Raw genomic sequence first — 19,256 nt, forward strand, 5'->3', positions numbered from 1 at the left:
GTTATTGATGTTTAAACAGCATATGGCCCATTTTTTGGGCTTTAACATCCAGATAGTGTTCGTTACTTGGATTACGGCCCACTATCAGTGGTACACGCTCAACCACATTAATTCCGGCCTCACGCATGATATCAATTTTTTTCGGGTTATTTGTTAACAAGCGAACTTCGTTGATCCCCAGTAATTTATACATATCTGAGCACAGCGTAAAGTCACGCTCATCCGCTTTAAAACCTAATTTAAGATTGGCTTCAACGGTGTCTAAGCCCTGATCTTGCAATGCATATGCGCGAATTTTATTTAGCAAGCCAATATTACGGCCTTCTTGGCGATGATAAAGTAATACCCCGCGACCTTCTTTACTAATTTGAGAAAGCGCCGCTTCTAATTGGAAACCACAATCGCAACGTAGGCTAAAGAGCGCATCACCCGTTAAACATTCAGAGTGAATACGGCTGAGAACGGGGGTACCCCCAGAAATGTCACCAAAGATTAAAGCGACATGGTCATGACCAGTTGCAATTTCTTCAAAACCCACCATTAGAAATTCACCGAAAGGTGTTGGAAGTTTTGCTTGAGCAACACGTTTTAGCTGCATTTTTTCATTCATTAGTTAAAGTAACTCTTGCTTAATGTAATAACGTAAATCGATATAAGGTACGGCAAGTATAATATATCGATGCTATATGACGTTTTGCATATAGGGGGCTGGTAATCTTTGCACACGACCAGCGCTGTATTACTATAACAGAGTTAATCGCGAGTGAATGGAATATTTATTTATAAGACGGAATTAATATTTATGGAATACATTGAATGAGAAAGACTATTTCAATCGTCAGCCTGTTCGCTATTTTATTGGTATTGCCACCAATAATAATGCTAATTTTGGGGTGGCAGTGGGCGCCTGAAAACCAATTTAAATCAATGAAGTGGTTATTATGGCTTACCGATACAGCGGGTGCTCCATATAGCATTATTACGTCACTGGCGCTTATTGGTATTATTGTATTCAGACTACGTGCAGAAAAAAGTATTGTATTAAAGGTCGTGATGATTGTTATTTGTGCCTTATTATTGCAACAGGGCACTAAGACATTGCTTAAAAACCATTTCCAAGACCCGCGGCCTTATGTCGTTTGGCTCGAAGAACAATACGATGTGACGCACTCGGATTTTTATGAATTAACACGGTCAGCGCGTGCCAAGCTAATTAAAACAGTCGTTAAACAACATGAAGATATTGCTAAGTGGCAACGCAAGCATTGGCAGGCAGAAACGGGATATTCCTTTCCATCAGGGCATATGCTGTTTGCCGCGGGATGGGCTCTGCTGTTTATCGCCTTTTTTTGGCAAAAAGGCTATTACGGGCTTTCGATTGGCTTAGCGCTCTGGGCTGAAGGGATCGCATTTAGTCGCATGTTGCTCGGTATGCACTGGCCAATCGATGTTATTACATCTGTCTTTATCAGTGCTGTTTTCGCTATATTGGCTTATGGTGTATTTCTGTTGTTAAAACGAAACAAAAAGCCGGTTAATCTTTCATCAATAGAGTGATTGTTGCGTCAAAACGTGTGAAATTTCGGATTGGTATAAAATAAATTACTTTGTCTGGATGCGCGGGAAATGCTACCTTATCAGGTAGATATTATTGAATGGAAATGAACTGATAACGGGAACAAATGTGAAATACTTTCTGATTTTATTACTGGCGGTCGCGTTTTTTATCATCTCGATTACGCTAGGTTCGAGCAATGATCAGGTTATTACATTTAACTACCTGATAGCAAAAGGGGATTTTTCTTTATCAACCCTTCTTGCATCACTTTTTGGTGTCGGTTTTGTGCTAGGATGGCTGGTGTGTGCGGCATTTTATTTACGTACAATCGTTAGCCTGAAAAATGCACGTCGTAAAATTAGACGTCTAGAATCACAATTAGGTGCTGGAGATGATAATATTTCTGACTCAACCTCATTAGTGACGACTCAGAACAAGGAATAATCCTGTATGTTCGAGTTGCTGTTTCTGTTGCTTCCTGTGGCTGCCGCTTATGGTTGGTATATGGGGCGCAGAAGTGCTCAACAAGATAAGCAGCAGCATGCTAACCGCTTGTCCCGTGATTATGTGACAGGCGTGAATTTCCTTTTGTCAAATCAACAAGATAAAGCTGTCGATTTGTTTTTAGATATGCTTAAAAACTATGATAGCTCAGCATTTGAAGCGCATCTTACCTTAGGTAACTTATTTCGCTCTCGTGGCGAAGTTGAACGCGCCATTCGTATTCACCAATCGCTGGTGGAAAGTGCGTCTTTGTCTTTCGAACAACGTCTTTTAGCGACTCAACAACTTGGCCGTGATTATATGACGGCGGGAGTGTACGATCGCGCTGAAAATATGTTCCAACAATTGACTGATGAAGTGGACTTTAAGCAAAGCGCTTTGCAATCTTTACTGAATATTTACCAGTTAACCAGTGAATGGACAAAAGCAATCGATGTTGCAGGTAAATTAGTTAAACTTGGCCATAACGAATTACGTGAGCAAATTGCCCATTTTTATTGCGAACTCGCGACCCAACAATTGGCGAGTGATGACCTTGATGATGCACAAACCTTATTAAATAAAGCTGAACAAGCTGATAAAAACTGTGCGCGGGTTTCCATTATGAAAGGGCGTATTTTTATTGAGCAAGCTGCGTATGAAAAGGCCATTCATGTTTTAAAGCAAGTGTATGAGCAAGATAGGGAATTGGTCACGGAAACATTACCACTGCTCCATGATTGCTATCAACGTACAGGCCAATTGGATGCATGGGAAGATTACTTGCGTCAATGTGTAGCAGGTAATTCAGGCGCGATTGCAGAGTTGTATCTAGCCGATATTATTGTTGAAAAGCAAAATCATGAAGCTGCTGCTAATTATATTAATGACCAAATCCAACGCCATCCAACCATGCGCTTGTTTTATCGTTTAATGGATTATCACCTTGAAGAAGCGGAAGAAGGCCGAGCAAAAGAAAGCTTGATTTTGCTAAGAAAAATGGTGGGTGAGCAAATCCGCACAAAACCTGATTACCGTTGCCATAAATGTGGCTTTACTTCTCGTTCATTATATTGGCACTGCCCATCTTGTCGTTCTTGGGATACGATCAAACCCATTCGCGGGTTAGATGGTCAGTGACAGCGTCACTTTTTAACCTCATAACAACTCATTAAAGGCTATGAAATGATTTCCTCAACTGAGAACCAGACACACTCGCCAATCATCGTGGCACTTGATTATGAAGATGCCAATGACGCACTGGCGTTTGTTGACCGTATTGACCCGCGTGATTGCCGCCTTAAAGTGGGCAAGGAAATGTTCACGTTCAATGGTCCTCAATTTGTCAAATCGCTCCATGACCGCGGCTTCGATATCTTCTTAGATTTAAAATTTCACGATATTCCAAATACCGTTGCTCGGGCTGTTGCTGCCTCTGCTGAAATGGGCGTGTGGATGGTGAATGTGCATGCAGGCGGCGGGGCTCGAATGATGGAAGCTGCACGCCAAGCGCTTGAAGCTTATGGCAAAGACGCACCTTTATTAACTGCCGTGACTGTGTTGACCAGTATGGATGAAACCGATTTGGTGGGTGTGGGGATCCATGATTCACCTGCGGTTCATGCTGAGCGTCTTGCATTACTGACGAAGCAATGTGGCCTTGATGGTGTTGTGTGCTCGGCACATGAAGCACAGCGCTTAAAAAGCTTATGCGGTAAAGATTTTAAATTAGTCACACCGGGTATTCGTCCAGAAGGCAGTGATGTTGGCGATCAGCGCCGCATCATGACACCACAAAATGCCGTTAAAGCAGGGGTGGATTATATGGTGATTGGTCGTCCAATCACTCGTAGCGAAAACCCAGCGTTAACCTTGCAGCAAATCAACCAATCTATTAAAGGCCTCGTATGAGTGATTCAAACAGCCGTCTTGTGTATAGCACAGACATTGGGCGTATTGATGAAGAAAAACCCAAAGTAGAAAGGCCAAAAGGTGATGGCATTGTTAGAATTCGCCGTGAAACATCAGGCCGTAAAGGCAAGGGGGTTTGTGTGGTAACGGGGCTTGACCTTGATGATGCAGAGCTCACAAAACTTGCGGCTGAATTGAAAAAAAAATGTGGTTGTGGTGGCGCAGTAAAAGATGGAAATATTGAAATTCAAGGGGATAAGCGAGATGTCATTAAGCAACTTCTTGAAGCAAAAGGTATGCAAGTCAAATTAGCTGGTGGCTGATTAAAATAATTAAAGAAAAAACGGTGATTGCAGATGTAATCACCGTTTTTTTATGGTTTAAATTGCAGCAAGTTCTTTGAATAATTCAGGGTTTCTTTTTATCGCGACTAACACTTTTGCCGCTAGCCCTGTTGGGTTACGTCGCTTTAATTCCCAGCTTTTAATGGTATCGACGCTAGTTCCTAATGCGTGAGCCAATTCGCTTTGTGAAACATTGAGTTGTTCTCTAATCGCTTTGACATCAGCCACTTCATAACGGGTGACCTTAGCAGCTTTTTTCGTACCGTTTTTGATTTCAACCGCTTCTTCTAAAGAGGCTTTTAATTCATTGAAAATACTCATGTTATACCTCTCCTTTAAGTATTATTGTGAGTTTTTTTAATTCTGCTTTTTCTTTGTCAGTGAGTGTGTCTTTTTCACTTTTAGGATAAGCCATTATAAAATATATAATTTCTTTAGTAGCTAAAAAATAAATGACCCTTGCACTGCCACTTTTTCCTTGATTACCCACCGCCATTCTAATTTTGCGTAGCCCACCCGTTCCTTGGATGAGGTCGCCTTTGTCTGGCCATGCAATGAGTTGATTTTGTAGTGCTCTAAGTTCTTCCGCTGTGGCAATGGTTTGTATTTGTTTGGTGAAAAAAGTGGTTTCAATAAATTCAATAGCATGGCTCATCGGGCTCCCTCCCTAAAATAGATTTAATTAGTGTACTTTGTACACTTTTAGCGGTCAAGTATTATCTCTGATAAGACTAGTTTTAGGTAACTTAAAATAAAATAGCGCCAAAAGAATGGCGCTATTTAGAGAATGTGGGGAGAGTTTATTGTGAGTTATTTGCCAACTTGGTGACCAATGATCCCACCAATAGCAGCACCGCCTACCGTACCAAGTGAGCTTCCCCCGGTAAGTACAGCGCCTCCGACAGCACCGACACCTGCACCAATGGCGGTATTTTTATCGCGCTTAGACATGTTGGAACATGCGCTCACGCTAATAGCGACAGTTGCGATAACCATAAATGATAAAATGCGTTTGCTGACAGTATTCATTTTTTAATCCTTAACACGTATTAAACAAATCATAAATTAGCATGTTAGGTAAGTTTACGAATAAGAATAATCAGGAAAAAATAGCGAATAATGGATGAAATTTAACGTTAAATGCGAATTAATCGCTATAGACTAGATCTCAAACGAAGAAAAGACCATAAGCGTTCACTTATGGTCTTTTAAAGATAGCATAAAAAGTATTATTCTGCTGGGCGAGCTACGATATTACGTGTTTCCATACGAACTTCCGCAATGGTGACATTAATAATATCATTGAGTTGATACACTTTTTCGCCTTTAACCAGAACACTGCCGGTTTCTTGGCTACATTGAATTTCATCACGAACACTGTGAATAAATGGTGCAGGGACAAACGCTACAGCCCCGTTATCGACTAAGCGAACACGTATACCACCGCGGGTAATATCAATGATTTCTGCTGGGAATTTTGTGTCAGTACCTTCAAATGGTTTTAGGTAGCGAGAATAGAGCCAATCACCCACATCACGCTCAGCCATACGGTTTGCACGGCGGCGCTCTGCCAATTTAATGGAAAGCTCTTCAGTGGGCTTATCCGTTGAAGGCTTGCCAGCAATAATGGATTTCAGTAACCGATGGTTAACGATATCGGTGTATTTACGAATAGGTGATGTCCAGGTTGCGTAAGCGTTAAAACCAAGGCCAAAGTGAGGGCCAGGATCGGCTTTAACTTCCGCAAAGGTTTGGTAACGACGAATTCGGCTATCTAAGAATTGGGTAGGCTCTGCATCAAGCTTACGACGCAGTTGGCGGAAACCTTCCAACGATAACAGCGATTCTGCGGTGGTTTCAATACCATTATCTTTTAAAGTTTGAACAACCTGCTCAATTTGCAGCGGTTCAAAGCCCATATGCACGTTGAAAACACCAAAGCCTAATTTTTCTTTTAACACGCTGGCTGCACAAAGGTTAGCGGTGATCATCGCTTCTTCAACAATGCGGTTAGAACTGCGGCGACTTTCTGAGACGATATCAATGACATTGCCTTTATCATCGAGCACAAAGCGGTAATCAGGGCGGTCTTTAAAGACTAATGCATTGGTTTCACGCCAGTGTAAGCGTTTATCTGCCATTTCTTTTAATAGCAAAATTTGTTGCTTATCGGCGTCATTGGCCGGTTGCCAAGTGCCAGTTTCTTCAAGCCAATCAGAGACCTCGTCATACACTAATTTGGTTTTTGACTCGACCCAAGCACTGAAGAACTCAATATTGTCATCAATGCTGCCATCTGCATGAATTTGCGTCACACACACTAAAGCAGGGCGGCGTTCATTTGGGCGCAAGGAACATAAATCATCTGACAATTGACGCGGCAACATTGGAATATTGAAACCAGGTAAATAGTTAGTATAAGAACGTGCAAGAGCCAGTTTGTCTAATTCACTGCCTTCTTGGATATAGCTGGTTGGGTCTGCGATAGCGATAAATAATTTAAGGTCGCCATCAGCGGTTTTCTCAACATACAGCGCATCATCCATATCTTCAGTGCTAGCGCTATCGATGGTCACAAAATGTAAGTCAGTTAAATCAACGCGTTCAATGCCTTGATCATCTCGCTCACTTTCAACCATTTGCGGCTCATCACGGTCTAATTGGTGACGGCGTAACGTTACCCACCATGGCGCAAAGTGGTCATCGCCTTCAGTGATATATTCAGTGATATCTGCGTAAAAGCTTTTATCGCCTTTTAAAGGGTGACGGCGCATTTGAGCAACGACCCAATCATCTTGCTTAAATTCGTGGGTAATGCCATTAACAGGGCGACATAAAATCATGTCTTTCAGTAAAGGATGATCGGGGATAACAAATAAGCGGTTGTCGTTTTCTTTTTTCTGAATTTTACCGACAAATCTGTCTAAAAAAGGCTCGACTAGCTCTTCAGGCTCAGCAAACTCACGGTCTTTATCCGTATGAACAGCAGCGATAACACGGTCACCGTGCATCACTTTTTTCATTTGCGGAGGTGGAATAAAATAGCTTTTTTGGCCATCGACTTCTAAAAAGCCAAAACCTTTTTCAGTGCTTTTTACTAACCCTTCAACACGAGGTGTTTGGGCATGTAATGTTTGTTTAAGTTGCGCGAGCAGTGGGTTGTCTTGAAACATACTTACCGTTTTATTAAGTTTGAGTTTGGCTCTATTGTTACGTAAGACAAAGTCTTAGAGCAAGGAAAAAATGCGTTGTGCTTATGATTAGCACGATGACCTATCTTTTTCGTCAGAGAAAGCACGATATCGTTAATCTTCTGGGTAAACTTTGTCTTTAAATTCACAGAGATCTTCGATAATGCATGAGCCACAGCGCGGCTTGCGTGCGATACAAGTGTAACGCCCATGGAGAATAAACCAGTGATGGCAATCAACTTTAAATTCAGCAGGGACGACTTTCAGTAATTTTTCTTCGACGGCCACAACGTCTTTACCTGGGGCAAAGTTGGTACGGTTGCACACGCGAAATATGTGGGTATCAACGGCGATGGTTGGCCAGCCAAAGGCCGTATTAAGAACGACATTGGCGGTTTTACGACCAACTCCCGGAAGGGCTTCCAGGGCTTCACGGTTTTCGGGGACTTGGCTATTATGCTTTTCAATCAGTATTTTGCAGGTTTTATAGACACTTTCGGCTTTGGTATTAAATAGGCCAATGGTTTTAATGTATTCTTTAATGCCATCAACACCGAGCGCCATGATTGTTTCTGGGGTATTTGCCACAGGATAAAGCTTAGCGGTCGCTTTATTGACACTGACATCCGTCGCTTGGGCGGATAATAACACAGAGATCAATAGCTCAAACGGGGAGCTAAATTCTAGCTCCGTCGTTGGGTGCGGGTTATCGTCTCGAAGGCGAGTTAAAATTTCAATACGTTTTGATTTGTTCATTGCTCACATTAATTTATAGATTAAGAAAGATGACCGCCGCAACCTTGTTGTTTTTCATATTCACGTACGGGCTGATGATCGGCTTGCAAAGCCGCTCTTTTTTTCATTTTTTCATCAATTAAATATTTTGCTGCTAACAATAGGGCAAGGCCAATAAAGGCACCCGGTGGTAGCATAGCGAGTAAAAATGGAGAATCAAGGTGAATAACTTCAATGCGTAATGAGGTTGCCCATGAGCCTAACAGTAAATCCGCCCCATCAAATAAGGTGCCGTTACCTAAAATTTCACGGATAGACCCTAAAACAAACAAGGTCGCCGTTGCCCCTAAGCCCATCGCAAAGCCATCAATTGCAGATAATGAGACGGGATTACGGGATGCATAAGCTTCTGCACGGCCAATAACAATACAGTTCGTCACAATCAACGGAATAAAAATCCCCAGTGATTCATATAAACCAAAGGCATAAGCATTGATTAACATCTGTACAGCACTCACCACCGAGGCAATGATCATCACATAGATTGGGATACGAATTTCAGAGGGCACCCAACGGCGCAGGGCAGAAACAGCAACGTTTGTACATATTAATACCAGTGTTGTTGCAAGGCCAAGCCCAAGTGCATTGGTTGCTGTTGATGAAACCGCTAATAGTGGACAAAGCCCTAATAGCTGTACCAAAGCAGAGTTATTTTTCCATAACCCTTGAACTAATAAATCTTTAGACTCACTCATTATTCTTCCCCACAAGTTGGGTAAATTGCTAATTCTTGCGGAACAGTTTGCATGAAGACCGCAGTTCGTTTTGTGGCATTGACCACTGCTCTTGGTGTGATGGTGGCACCGGTGAATTGGTCGAATTCACCCCCATCTTTTTTGACTGCCCATTTGGGGTCATTTGGCGATTCGATTTTCTTTCCACTTAAATGGGTGATCCAATCAGAAATACGCGTTTCAATTTTATCGCCAAGCCCCGGCGTTTCATGGTGTTCAGTGACTCGGACACCTAAAACGGTACCGTTAAAATCGGCACCTACCAACAAGTGAATTGCGCCTGAATAGCCATCCAATGCTGTGGTTTCTAGCGCTGCGGCAACAGGCTCACCATTTTTACGGGCAATGTACAAACGCCTCGGCTGTTTATTGCCTAATATCGCTTCATTTGTGACGAGATAACATTCTTTCGTTAAGTCATTATCATAGAGGTCACTGGGGACGACTTGATCGAGCAGTTTCTTCTGAACGATAGCGGCTTGCTCAGCAATAATGTCTTTCGTTAAAGTATAGACCGCTGCACTCAAGGCTGTAGTTCCTGCGGCAAATATGGCAAGGATTGTTCCGTGACGTCGCATTGTATTTAACATGTTGGCTCCTTATTTATGTCCGTAGGCACGCGGTTGAGTGTAATAATCAATTAACGGCACGGTGATGTTGGCCAGCAATACAGCGAAGGCAACGGCATCAGGATACCCGCCATAGACGCGGATCACCCACACTAAGAAACCAATAATCACACCAAAAATAATCCGTCCTTTTGGTGTTGTTGAGGCAGTAACCGGGTCGGTTGCGATAAAAAACGCACCTAACATGGTGGCACCTGATAATAAATGAACCAACGGAGGCGCATAACGGCTATCATCAATCAGATAACTGATTACTGCGAAAACAGCCAGTGTACCTAAGAATGATAGCGGAATATGCCAACTAATAATGCGGCGGTTAATCATGATCAAACCACCAATAAGATACGCAATATTTACCCACTGCCAGCCAATACCCGCTAATGAGCCTTGCAAGATAGGTTGTTGCAATACATCAGAGATAGGGTGTGTTAGCAAGCCCGTCTTAAAGCTATCCAGAGGCGTGGCTTGGCTCATGCCATCTATGCCTGTTCGCAACTGATCAAGCGTTACCCCCGAAGAGGTGTGCCCACTGAAGATTACTGACAAGCTATCTATGGCGGAGATATGCATATTTTGCAATTCTTGCGGGGGTAGCCAGTTGGTCATATGCACAGGGAATGATATCAATAATACAACGTAGCCAACCATAGCTGGGTTGAATGGGTTTTGTCCCAATCCACCATAACATTGCTTGGCAATGGTAATTGCAAAGAATGTTCCTAATACAATCAACCACCAAGGTGATAACGGCGGTAGGCTGATCCCAAGTAATAGAGCCGTGACAATGGCAGAATTATCTTTAAGAACAGGAACAACAGGCTGCTTGCGTAAGCGTATGGAAACAGCTTCAGTGACAAGCGCTGTGAGCATAGCTAAAACAATTTGATAGAGCGTACCGATACCAAAAAAGTAAATTTGTGCCGCAATTCCTGGAATGGCAGCAAGAAGTACCCAAAACATTACTAAGCTGGTGCTTTGGTTATTATGAGTAAATGGTGCGCTTGCAATTTTTAGTCGGCGATTTTTCGCATCAATTGGCCTAAATTTCATTTCGTTATCACTTACTCTGTTATCGTTTGTTCATTGTGCTTTTCAGCTTGTTTCGCTTTGACGCGGGCAATCGCAGCAGCAACTGCAATTTTGCGAGGGTCGGTCTCTTCCTCAATGGGTTGGTCAGCCGCAGGCGATAATTCATCAACTGCCGCTTGTGCCTGCGCCGCTTTTTTGGCTTTCGCACGGGCAATGGCAGCCGCTACAGCCGCTTTACGTGGGTCGACGTCGGTTTCAACTGGAGCTTCAACCGCAGGCTCAGTTTGCGCCTGTGCCGCTTTTTTGGCTTTTGCACGCGCTATTGCCGCCGCTACAGCCGCTTTGCGCGGGTCGACGTCGGTTTCAACTTGTGCTTCAACCGCAGGCTCAGTTTGCGCCTGTGCCGCTTTTTTGGCTTTCGCACGGGCAATGGCAGCCGCTACAGCGGCTTTGCGCGGGTCAACGTCGGTTTCAACTGGAGCTTCAACCACAGGCTCAGTTTGCTCCTGCGCTGCTTTTTTGGCTTTCGCACGGGCAATGGCAGCCGCTACAGCCGCTTTACGTGGGTCGACGTCGGTTTCAACTTGCGCTTCAACCGCAGGCTCAGTTTGCGCCTGTGCCGCTTTTTTGGCTTTTGCACGCGCTATTGCCGCCGCAACGGCCGCTTGGCGTGGGTCAACATCAGGTTCACTAACAGGAACATTAACTTGCTCATTAGCCTGTTTTTCAGCTTGTTTGGCTCGAGCTTGTGCTTTTCGCGCTTCACGGGCTGCAATAACTGCGCTGTTATCTGGCAATTCGCCTGAAACAATTTTGATTGGTTCTTGGCTGGCTGTTTGTTTTGCTTTCACTCGCGCCAATGCCGCATTTACTGCGTCTTTATCTGCGCTTTCAACTTGAACGGCTGCTTTTTTATGGCGTTCTTCGCGAGCAAGTTTATCTCGCTCCATCCGCTGTTGTTTCGCCTCAAAGCGTAATTTTGCTTCTGCCGCACGGCGTTCTTCTTGTGCGATCTCGCGAATTTCTGCTTTTTCTTGGCGATAGTATTGGACTAGTGGAATATTGCTTGGGCAAACATAAGCGCAAGCACCACACTCGATGCAATCAAATAAATTGTGTTTTTGCGCTTTTTCATGCTCATCACCTTTGCTGAACCAGTATAGTTGTTGAGGTAATAAAGCCGCAGGGCAGGCATCAACACATAATCCACAACGGATACAGGCTTCTTCAAGGGCTGTTGGCCCCATTTCTTCCATTGTTGGCACTAAAAGGCAGTTACAAATTTTGACTACGGGGACATTGAGGTCGGGTAGGGTAAAGCCCATCAGTGGGCCACCCATGATCACCATTTGTTCCGGTTCAGGGTTAAATCCCGACTGTTGCAGTAAGTGTTTCACTGGCGTACCTAAACGCGCCCAGAAATTACCCGGTTGGGAAATTGCTTCACCTGTTACTGTCACAACACGCTCAATCAATGGCTGACCATCAATCACAGCCCGTTTAATGGCGACAACTGTCCCCACGTTTTGCATCAATACCCCAATTTGGGATGAACGAGCGCCAGATGGCACTTCTTTACCCGTTAAAATTTTTGTTAACTGCTTAGCGCCCCCTGAAGGGTATTTAGTGGGGATCACGCGAACAAAAATTTTGTCATCTTGTCTTGTAATGGCCTTATTCAGAGCTTGGATAGCTTCTGGTTTATTATCTTCAATACCAATCAATACTTGGTCTGGATTTAATAAGTGTTGTAAGACGCGGCAGCCTTCAATCACCTCTTGGGCATGCTCTTGCATTAACCTATCATCGGCGGTGATATAAGGTTCGCATTCAGCAGCGTTGATAATTAATGTTTTAATTGCATCTTTACCGCCGGCTAATTTAGATGCCGTCGGGAAGCCTGCGCCGCCTAAGCCAGCAATCCCAGCTTGCTCAATTTTATGCAGTAATTCTGCTTTGGTTAACTGTTGGTAATCTGGAACTGGTGTTAATGGGCACCAAGCGTCTTGGCCATCAGATTCAATGCGTACACATAATTCTTTTAAGCCAGAAGGGTGCGCTGTCACCATGGGTTCAATTGAGGTAATTGTTCCTGACGTTGACGCGTGAACAGGTACTGTGCGGCCAAGGCCACGTGTTAACGGCTGGCCTTTAAGTACGGTATCACCCACTTGCACAATAAGCTCGCCTTCCGGGCCTAAATGCTGTTGCAACGGGATAATCAGCTCATTAGGTACTGTTGCAACGCGCATAGGAGTACGGCTGGATTGCAACTTCATTTCAGGCGGGTGAATACCGCCGTCAAAATCCCAGATATTGTCTTTTTTCAACCAGTTGAATAATTTACGCATGGGAGTTCTCCCTCGCTGGCATCACAGGTTGTTCAATAGGGTCAACCGAAATATTCTTCACAGGAATGGTATTTAAGTCCCACTTCCAGTTTGCAGTCGTTGTTTTCACGGGCACAAGTTCAATACAGTCAGTTGGGCAGGGCGCGACACACAAATCGCACCCGGTACATAAATCTTCAATTACGGTATGCATGGCTCGAGTGGCACCAACAATGGCATCAACAGGACAAGCTTGGATGCATTTTGTGCAACCGATGCAATTTTCTTCATCAATAATGGCAACTTTACGAACAGGGTTCTGCGCGGCCTCATCACCGTCAATAGGTTGCGGGTCGACATTCAGCAATTCTGCTATTTTTAGCATAACTTGCTCGCCACCAGGGGCGCACTTGTTGATCATTTCACCATTATTCGCCACCGCTTCAGCGTAAGGGCGGCAACCAGGGTAGCTACATTGGCCACATTGGCTCTGAGGCAAAATCGCTTCAACTTGCTCGACAATCGGGTCGGCTTCCACTTTAAAACGTAATGAGGCATAGCCTAAAATTAGGCCAAAAATTAAGCCAAATACAGCTAATATACCGATGGCAATCCAGACAGACATCATTAGAATTTCACCAAACCACTAAAGCCCATGAATGCAAGGGACATCAGCCCTGCAGTGATCAGGCCAATGGAAGAACCACGGAATGGGGCAGGGACATTGGCAACAGCAAGTCGCTCACGGATAGCGGCAAACAAGACCATAACAAGAGAGAAGCCCACTGAAGCACCAAACCCATACACCGCAGATTGCAAGAAGCTATGGGACATATTGATGTTTAACAGTGCGACACCTAAAACCGCGCAGTTTGTTGTGATCAAGGGTAAGAAAATACCTAATAACCGGTATAAGGTAGGGCTTGTTTTTCGCACAACCATTTCTGTAAATTGCACCACAACAGCAATCGCAAGGATAAAGCTCAGCGTGCGCAAATAGAGAAGGTCAAGAGGAATAAGAATTAACGTATCAATTAACCATGAACTTATGGAAGCCAGCGTCATAACAAACGCAGTTGCAAGCCCCATACCAATGGCAGGTTCAAGTTTTTTTGATACACCCATAAATGGGCATAACCCGAGGAATTTAACAAGGACGAAGTTGTTAACCAGCACCGTACCAATAAAGAGTAATAGATAATCAGTCATGCTATTGCCTGAAATGAAAATATAAAGAACAAAAACTGGCCGAAGCCAGTTAAACTGCCATTATGATATCAAGCAATTTTTGTGATGCTTATCGATCTTGTGTGAAAGTCATTTTAACTCGTTGAGAACGTTTTAAATAAGGGACAAAGAAGCCTGCACCTAATAGGGGCCAAGCAAGGACTTGCAGAGCAGTGTTGTCATCAATCGGTGAAAAGGCAAATGTTTTCAGGCCTAATAACAATAAGATAAGCAGCCAAATCGTGAAACGGCGGGGGAAGTGCTTTGAACGAGAAAACATTAGCTGAAGCACATGAACACTAAAGATTGTCATACCAATCGAGATGGCAAATGACAAAGACCACGCGGCAGGAATAAAACTTGTCCAACCATCGACTGTGGTAATGATTTCATACAGCTTGATGCAATACATTACCGTCATGCTACAAACCGCTAAGAAGGTTAGCAGCAAGTAGATTGCAGGAACCAAAAGCCAACCCGTCAGGCGGTTAGCGTCATAAACTGAACTCATAAATAATTATCCATTTTTAGCCAATCGCAATAGATTTCACAATTCTATCATAGATTTATTTGCCAACTCATTCCTTCTAATGCTACTTTTCGATGTTTATTAATATCCGCAGTGATTAAAAAAACTCGGCATAATGATGATGAGCTCATGATCTTTAAAGATCTAGTGAGGATCTTCATTAAAGATGGCTGTTTTATATTGCAAATGCGTTTTTATCCCGAACTTACTAAATTGACGTTGTTACGCTGCCAAAGGCATGTGACGCTGTCACTTTTATGGATTCTGGGATGCTGAGATTTTTTCCATTGAAAAATGAATTATTACGGCTATCTTTTAAGGCTAAAACCGATTTTAAGGCCAACTAAAACGCTGGCTTTTGTTATGGACAAGCAAATGAACTTACTGGCAAAACTGAGAATTGACCCTTTTTTACTGATCATGATTTGTGTTGTGATTGTGGCAAGCCTATTTCCTTGTGAAGGTGATATTAAAACAGGCTTCCAATACCTCACTACTGCGGCGATAGCATTATTGTTCTTTATGCATGGTGCTAAATTATCGCGTGAATCAATCATGGCAGGGATAGGGCACTGGCGCTTACATCTACTTGTATTTGCAAGTACGTTTATTTTGTTCCCCATTATTGGTCTCGGTTTAGCCGTTATTGTGCCTGCATGGATGTCACCGACGGTTTATATGGGCTTCCTTTACTTGTGCGCATTACCCGCAACGGTTCAATCTGCTATTGCGTTCACTTCCGTCGCCGGTGGGAATATTGCCGCGGCAATTTGCAGTGCTTCCGCATCAAGTATTTTAGGCGTTTTCCTTTCACCTATCTTAGTTGGGCTTTTGATGGATGCAGATGGTAGCCAAGCAATGGACACACTCAATGCTATTGGCTCTATTCTCATGCAGTTAATGTTGCCATTCGTTGTAGGGCATTTATCACGTCCATTAATTGCTAATTGGATTAATCGCCATCGTAAGTTAGTGAATATGACTGACCGATCTTCGATATTACTCGTCGTTTATGTGGCATTTAGTGAAGCTGTAGTCGAGGGAATTTGGCAGAAAATTGATGCATACTCGCTGTTGATGATTGTTGTTGTGACATGCATTATTTTATTTATTGTCATAGTGGTGAATACGTTAGCGGCGCGTTTATTTGGCTTTAGCAAAGAAGATGAGATTACGATTGTTTTCTGTGGGTCGAAAAAGAGTTTGGCAAATGGTGTTCCGATGGCTAATGTATTATTCCCAGCGGCAACGGTAGGGGTAATTTTGCTGCCGTTGATGATATTCCACCAAGTCCAATTAATGGTGAGCGCGGTATTAGCCCAGCGTTATGCAAAACGTTTAACAAAGTAAATGTTGTAAAAAACAGCTTGAATAAGACGTTTATTTAAGCTGTTTACCTATATTTATTCTTTTTATCTTTTTGATGAGTTTAGTTACAACATACTATATGTTTTATTCAATAACCTACTTTAGCATCGAAATAGATATTTAATGGCTTAATAGGGTGAAGTGGAGCAAAGTGTGAATGGTATTGAAGGAAGAACTCAAAGAAAAGGCATCATTCGATGCCCAAATCATTATTTTTTACTGATTAACGGTTAGCGGCTTTTTGTGTTAAAGCTGCTTTTTCGCTATCAGATAAAAATGCCATTGTTAATCCGTTGCGTTGAGCTTGTTCAATCTGGGCTGCTGTTAAACCAGCTTGCGGCGCTGCAACTTCATATTCATGGCGCAGCTCAATACCTTGTACGGCAGGGTCATCAGTATTAATCGATGCTAAAACACCGTGTTGTAAAAAGGTTTTGAGAGGGTGCTGTGCTAATGAAGGCACGGTACTCGTTTGGATATTCGACGTTAAACAGCTTTCCATACCAATTTGGTGCTGTACTAAATATTCAATTAGAGCAGGGTCTTCAATGGCTTTTACTCCATGACCAATACGTTGTGCACCTAATTCTTTGATTGCATGCCAGATACTGGCAGCACCCGCGGCTTCACCTGCATGCACCGTAATATTTAACCCCGTATCACGAGCTTTGATAAAATGTTCTTCAAATAGTGCACCAGGGAAACCTAACTCATCGCCTGCAAGATCTAAAGCACATAACTGATTACGATGTGCAAGTAAGCCTTGCAACTCAGTAGTACAGGCCTTTTGCCCAAATGTACGGCTCAAGATACCAATGAGATTAATTTTAATATCATACTGGCGACAACCCGCTTGCACACCATCAATAATCGCTTCCACTACACCTTCAACTGGCAACTGGTGCTTCATGGCCATGTAATAAGGTGAAAAGCGTAATTCTGCGTAATCGATACCTGCATTGAAGGCGTCTTCTACGTTTTCAAACGCAACGCGACGACACGCATCTAAATCAGCAAGAACAGCCACACCCCAATCTAATTTTGTTAAGAAACCAACTAAGTCAGCTTCTTGACCTATAATTTGCACGTGAGGCCGAAGTGCTTCAAGTTCAGTGGCAGGTAACTGAATATTGTGTTCTTTCGCTAAGGAAAGGATGGTTTCTGGACGGATATTACCATCAAGGTGGCGATGTAAGTCGGTTAAAGGGAGATTTGTTTTTATCACGGAATGATCCTTTTTCTATTTTCTTTCCTTATTTTGGCGGTAATAGCGGCAAAAGCAATTTTAAATCACGAAAAATGTGAAACGTGTTTATTTATTACATTGAAAATGTGATAAATATCACGTTAATTCCATGGGATAAAAAAAACGCCAATCAAATTGACTGGCGCTTTTAATCTTTTCAGATATTAGAAATTAATTAGCTGGCGCTTCTTGCGGAGCAGGTGCTAATTCTGGAGTTTCCATTTCTGGAGCTGGTTCAGCCTCAGGTGCTGGCTCAGCTTCATACTCTAAAGCATCATCTGGGTTAGACATTACTTTCATCTTAGTCAAGAATTCAGCTAAGGTGTATTTATCGTTGTTGAATGTCAGGTCATTACCTGCAAACTTGATAGTCATAGTTAAATCATTTTCGCTATCAATCATCCAAGGTGATTTTTTCTGTTTTGCTTTTTCAGCGCGTTCTTCGTCAGTCATGAACATTTCTTCAAATGGGGAAGAGAACATGTCAGACGTTAACATTTGCTGTACGCCTTCAAACTCAGACGTGACCATGCCTTTCATTTCTTTTTTCGTATCAGCATCAACTGGCACACCTTGGTCGATGATCATGGTTTGAGTCATGGATTCAATCAACATAGGTTTGTTCAGTTTCAGGTTGAAATCAAAAGAAGAAATCAGTTGTTTGATTGCTTCATCAACTTTGTTAGACATAGCTAATGCAGTGATTTCGTCTTGGTTCCATTTGTTAAATGTGATATTTAAGTCAACAGAACTTTGGCCAGCATCATTTTTCCAGTAGAACGGGCTAACAGAGAAAACAGGCTTGCTTTTCATCAGCTCAGGCAATGTCGTAGACATCATTTCCATAGCTAAACGCTCAGTAGCTTCTGTCGGATCGCCACTTGCTAAGCCTTGCGCTAATGCTTCGTTGTATTGCTCAACAAATTTACCTAATGCTTTTGCATCTAATTTTTCAATCGCAACCGTTAATGCACCTGAGCCTAAGTTTTGCTCTAACGCTTTTAAGTCTGCGATACTGTAAGAAATGTTTCCTTTAACATCTTCCCCAGTAATAGAGGTATCACTTGAGATTTTGAAATCTTTAAATGAGAATTTGGTATCAGGGATGTTAAAGTCAGTGTCAGCAATCACAAACTCTTGCTTACCTGTGTAGAAACCGTACTGAGATTTCGTCACATTAGAGACGAGTTTTAAGCCTTTTAATGTCATGGTTTCAGTTTTATCTTTCTTACCAATGACTAAGCTATCAGTAATTAAAGATGCATCAACCGCAGCAAGATCAGCTGTTGTTGAAACATCAAACTTAGAGCCACTGAAAGAAACGGTTGCATCATCTTTAGTGTATTCAACAGGAATTAACTCTAAGTTAGTGTCAATGCTTTTGCTGTAACCAATAACGGCATTACCATGAATAAATGGTTTACCCTTGGTTGCTTCAAATAATTCTTTAGTTGTCGCGTTGTTCGCTAATTCAACTTGGGTCGCAGCTAATTTAGGCATTAAATTAAACTTAGCAACCTGTGAAATAGGGAATGGACCATGGTCGATGTTCGCTTTAAATACGATTGACTCATCAGGTGTCGCTGAATCCGCAGAGGTAATTACGATATCTGCTTGTGAAGAGAAAACACCTTTTTTGTAGTTTTCTAATTTAAAGTTCACACCTGATTCAGGTACATTTACAGCAAAAAAATCGTTGGTTTTCAGGATGACTCTATCAAGTTCATCTTTAACTTTAGAACCTGTATACCATGATGCACCGGTCCACACTGCGCCCAGAGCAACGATAACACCAACCGCGACTAATGACTTTTTCATTATAAACATCCATCCTTTCAGCACGTTTTTAACGCACTTATAAATTTGTATAAGTTTTATATAA

At 42.7% G+C, this 19,256-nt stretch carries 21 protein-coding genes; 6 read left to right on the forward strand and 15 right to left on the reverse strand.

Going from position 1 to position 19,256, the window contains the following annotated elements; translation table 11 throughout:
- Nucleotide 1: 1 nt before the first annotated feature.
- Nucleotides 2-598 carry a GTP cyclohydrolase II gene (gene ribA / locus AC4IFO_RS18750; RefSeq protein ID WP_219249412.1) on the reverse strand — a complete coding sequence of 199 codons (597 nt, stop codon included), beginning with the start codon at nt 596-598 and terminating at the stop codon, nt 2-4.
- A 218-nt stretch (nt 599-816) separates the two neighbouring features.
- Between ribA and AC4IFO_RS18755 the strand changes: the two genes are divergently transcribed.
- From AC4IFO_RS18755 to yciH, 5 genes are all read left to right on the forward strand, one after another.
- Nucleotides 817-1,557 (forward strand): phosphatase PAP2 family protein, encoded by a 741-nt coding sequence (locus tag AC4IFO_RS18755; RefSeq protein WP_490736683.1) that lies wholly within the window; start codon nt 817-819, stop codon nt 1,555-1,557.
- 127 nt (nt 1,558-1,684) lie between these two features.
- Nucleotides 1,685-2,002, forward strand: a complete 318-nt coding sequence (locus AC4IFO_RS18760) for a LapA family protein (RefSeq protein WP_490736685.1) — start codon at nt 1,685-1,687, stop codon at nt 2,000-2,002.
- A gap of 6 nt (nt 2,003-2,008) precedes the next feature.
- Entirely contained in the window at nt 2,009-3,181 is a 1,173-nt protein-coding gene (gene lapB, locus AC4IFO_RS18765) for a lipopolysaccharide assembly protein LapB (protein WP_490736686.1), read from the forward strand.
- Between the two features lie 45 nt (nt 3,182-3,226).
- On the forward strand, nt 3,227-3,952 hold the full coding sequence (pyrF, locus tag AC4IFO_RS18770) for an orotidine-5'-phosphate decarboxylase (protein ID WP_490736688.1): 726 nt from the start codon (nt 3,227-3,229) through the stop codon (nt 3,950-3,952).
- The gene (gene yciH, locus AC4IFO_RS18775; RefSeq protein WP_490736690.1) at nt 3,949-4,275 is read left to right on the forward strand and encodes a stress response translation initiation inhibitor YciH; all 327 of its coding nucleotides are present in this window, start codon (nt 3,949-3,951) and stop codon (nt 4,273-4,275) included. Before pyrF ends, yciH begins: the two co-directional genes overlap by 4 nt.
- Before the next feature lie 57 nt (nt 4,276-4,332).
- Here yciH and nadS read toward each other — a convergent pair whose 3' ends face one another.
- The 12 genes from nadS to AC4IFO_RS18835 form a co-directional block, all read right to left on the reverse strand.
- Nucleotides 4,333-4,617 (reverse strand): NadS family protein, encoded by a 285-nt coding sequence (nadS, locus tag AC4IFO_RS18780; protein ID WP_273839553.1) that lies wholly within the window; start codon nt 4,615-4,617, stop codon nt 4,333-4,335.
- 1 nt (nt 4,618) lies between these two features.
- A complete protein-coding gene (locus AC4IFO_RS18785; RefSeq protein ID WP_490736693.1) occupies nt 4,619-4,951 on the reverse strand; it encodes a type II toxin-antitoxin system RelE/ParE family toxin in 333 nt (110 codons plus the stop codon).
- 155 nt (nt 4,952-5,106) lie between these two features.
- Nucleotides 5,107-5,325, reverse strand: a complete 219-nt coding sequence (osmB, locus tag AC4IFO_RS18790) for an osmotically-inducible lipoprotein OsmB (RefSeq protein ID WP_472533844.1) — start codon at nt 5,323-5,325, stop codon at nt 5,107-5,109.
- A 200-nt stretch (nt 5,326-5,525) separates the two neighbouring features.
- The gene (locus tag AC4IFO_RS18795; RefSeq protein ID WP_490736696.1) at nt 5,526-7,469 is read right to left on the reverse strand and encodes an exoribonuclease II; all 1,944 of its coding nucleotides are present in this window, start codon (nt 7,467-7,469) and stop codon (nt 5,526-5,528) included.
- 132 nt (nt 7,470-7,601) lie between these two features.
- A complete protein-coding gene (gene nth, locus AC4IFO_RS18800; RefSeq protein ID WP_219247821.1) occupies nt 7,602-8,243 on the reverse strand; it encodes an endonuclease III in 642 nt (213 codons plus the stop codon).
- Between the two features lie 20 nt (nt 8,244-8,263).
- Entirely contained in the window at nt 8,264-8,977 is a 714-nt protein-coding gene (locus AC4IFO_RS18805) for an electron transport complex subunit E (RefSeq protein WP_490736698.1), read from the reverse strand.
- Nucleotides 8,977-9,606: an electron transport complex subunit RsxG gene (rsxG, locus tag AC4IFO_RS18810; RefSeq protein WP_490736700.1), complete on the reverse strand. Its 630-nt coding sequence runs from the start codon at nt 9,604-9,606 to the stop codon at nt 8,977-8,979. Before rsxG ends, AC4IFO_RS18805 begins: the two co-directional genes overlap by 1 nt.
- 9 nt (nt 9,607-9,615) lie before the next feature.
- The gene (gene rsxD / locus AC4IFO_RS18815) at nt 9,616-10,695 is read right to left on the reverse strand and encodes an electron transport complex subunit RsxD (protein WP_490736702.1); all 1,080 of its coding nucleotides are present in this window, start codon (nt 10,693-10,695) and stop codon (nt 9,616-9,618) included.
- An 11-nt stretch (nt 10,696-10,706) separates the two neighbouring features.
- The gene (gene rsxC, locus AC4IFO_RS18820; RefSeq protein WP_490736704.1) at nt 10,707-13,025 is read right to left on the reverse strand and encodes an electron transport complex subunit RsxC; all 2,319 of its coding nucleotides are present in this window, start codon (nt 13,023-13,025) and stop codon (nt 10,707-10,709) included.
- Nucleotides 13,018-13,632: an electron transport complex subunit RsxB gene (gene rsxB / locus AC4IFO_RS18825; protein ID WP_273804840.1), complete on the reverse strand. Its 615-nt coding sequence runs from the start codon at nt 13,630-13,632 to the stop codon at nt 13,018-13,020. The genes rsxC and rsxB overlap by 8 nt, the downstream gene beginning before the upstream one ends.
- A complete protein-coding gene (rsxA, locus tag AC4IFO_RS18830; protein WP_490736706.1) occupies nt 13,632-14,213 on the reverse strand; it encodes an electron transport complex subunit RsxA in 582 nt (193 codons plus the stop codon). The genes rsxB and rsxA overlap by 1 nt, the downstream gene beginning before the upstream one ends.
- Before the next feature lie 88 nt (nt 14,214-14,301).
- Nucleotides 14,302-14,742 carry a DUF2569 domain-containing protein gene (locus tag AC4IFO_RS18835; RefSeq protein WP_490736708.1) on the reverse strand — a complete coding sequence of 147 codons (441 nt, stop codon included), beginning with the start codon at nt 14,740-14,742 and terminating at the stop codon, nt 14,302-14,304.
- 393 nt (nt 14,743-15,135) lie between these two features.
- On the opposite strand from AC4IFO_RS18835, the gene AC4IFO_RS18840 reads away from it, so the two are divergent.
- Nucleotides 15,136-16,110: a bile acid:sodium symporter family protein gene (locus AC4IFO_RS18840; RefSeq protein ID WP_490736744.1), complete on the forward strand. Its 975-nt coding sequence runs from the start codon at nt 15,136-15,138 to the stop codon at nt 16,108-16,110.
- Between the two features lie 241 nt (nt 16,111-16,351).
- On the opposite strand, the gene add is transcribed toward AC4IFO_RS18840, so the two are convergent.
- Together add and AC4IFO_RS18850 are read right to left on the reverse strand one after the other, a co-directional pair.
- The gene (gene add / locus AC4IFO_RS18845) at nt 16,352-17,353 is read right to left on the reverse strand and encodes an adenosine deaminase (protein ID WP_490736710.1); all 1,002 of its coding nucleotides are present in this window, start codon (nt 17,351-17,353) and stop codon (nt 16,352-16,354) included.
- 192 nt (nt 17,354-17,545) lie between these two features.
- On the reverse strand, nt 17,546-19,192 hold the full coding sequence (locus AC4IFO_RS18850; RefSeq protein WP_490736712.1) for a YdgA family protein: 1,647 nt from the start codon (nt 19,190-19,192) through the stop codon (nt 17,546-17,548).
- Between the last annotated feature and the right edge of the window lie 64 nt (nt 19,193-19,256).

It is taken from the genome of Providencia sp. UF-224, assembly GCF_058245955.1.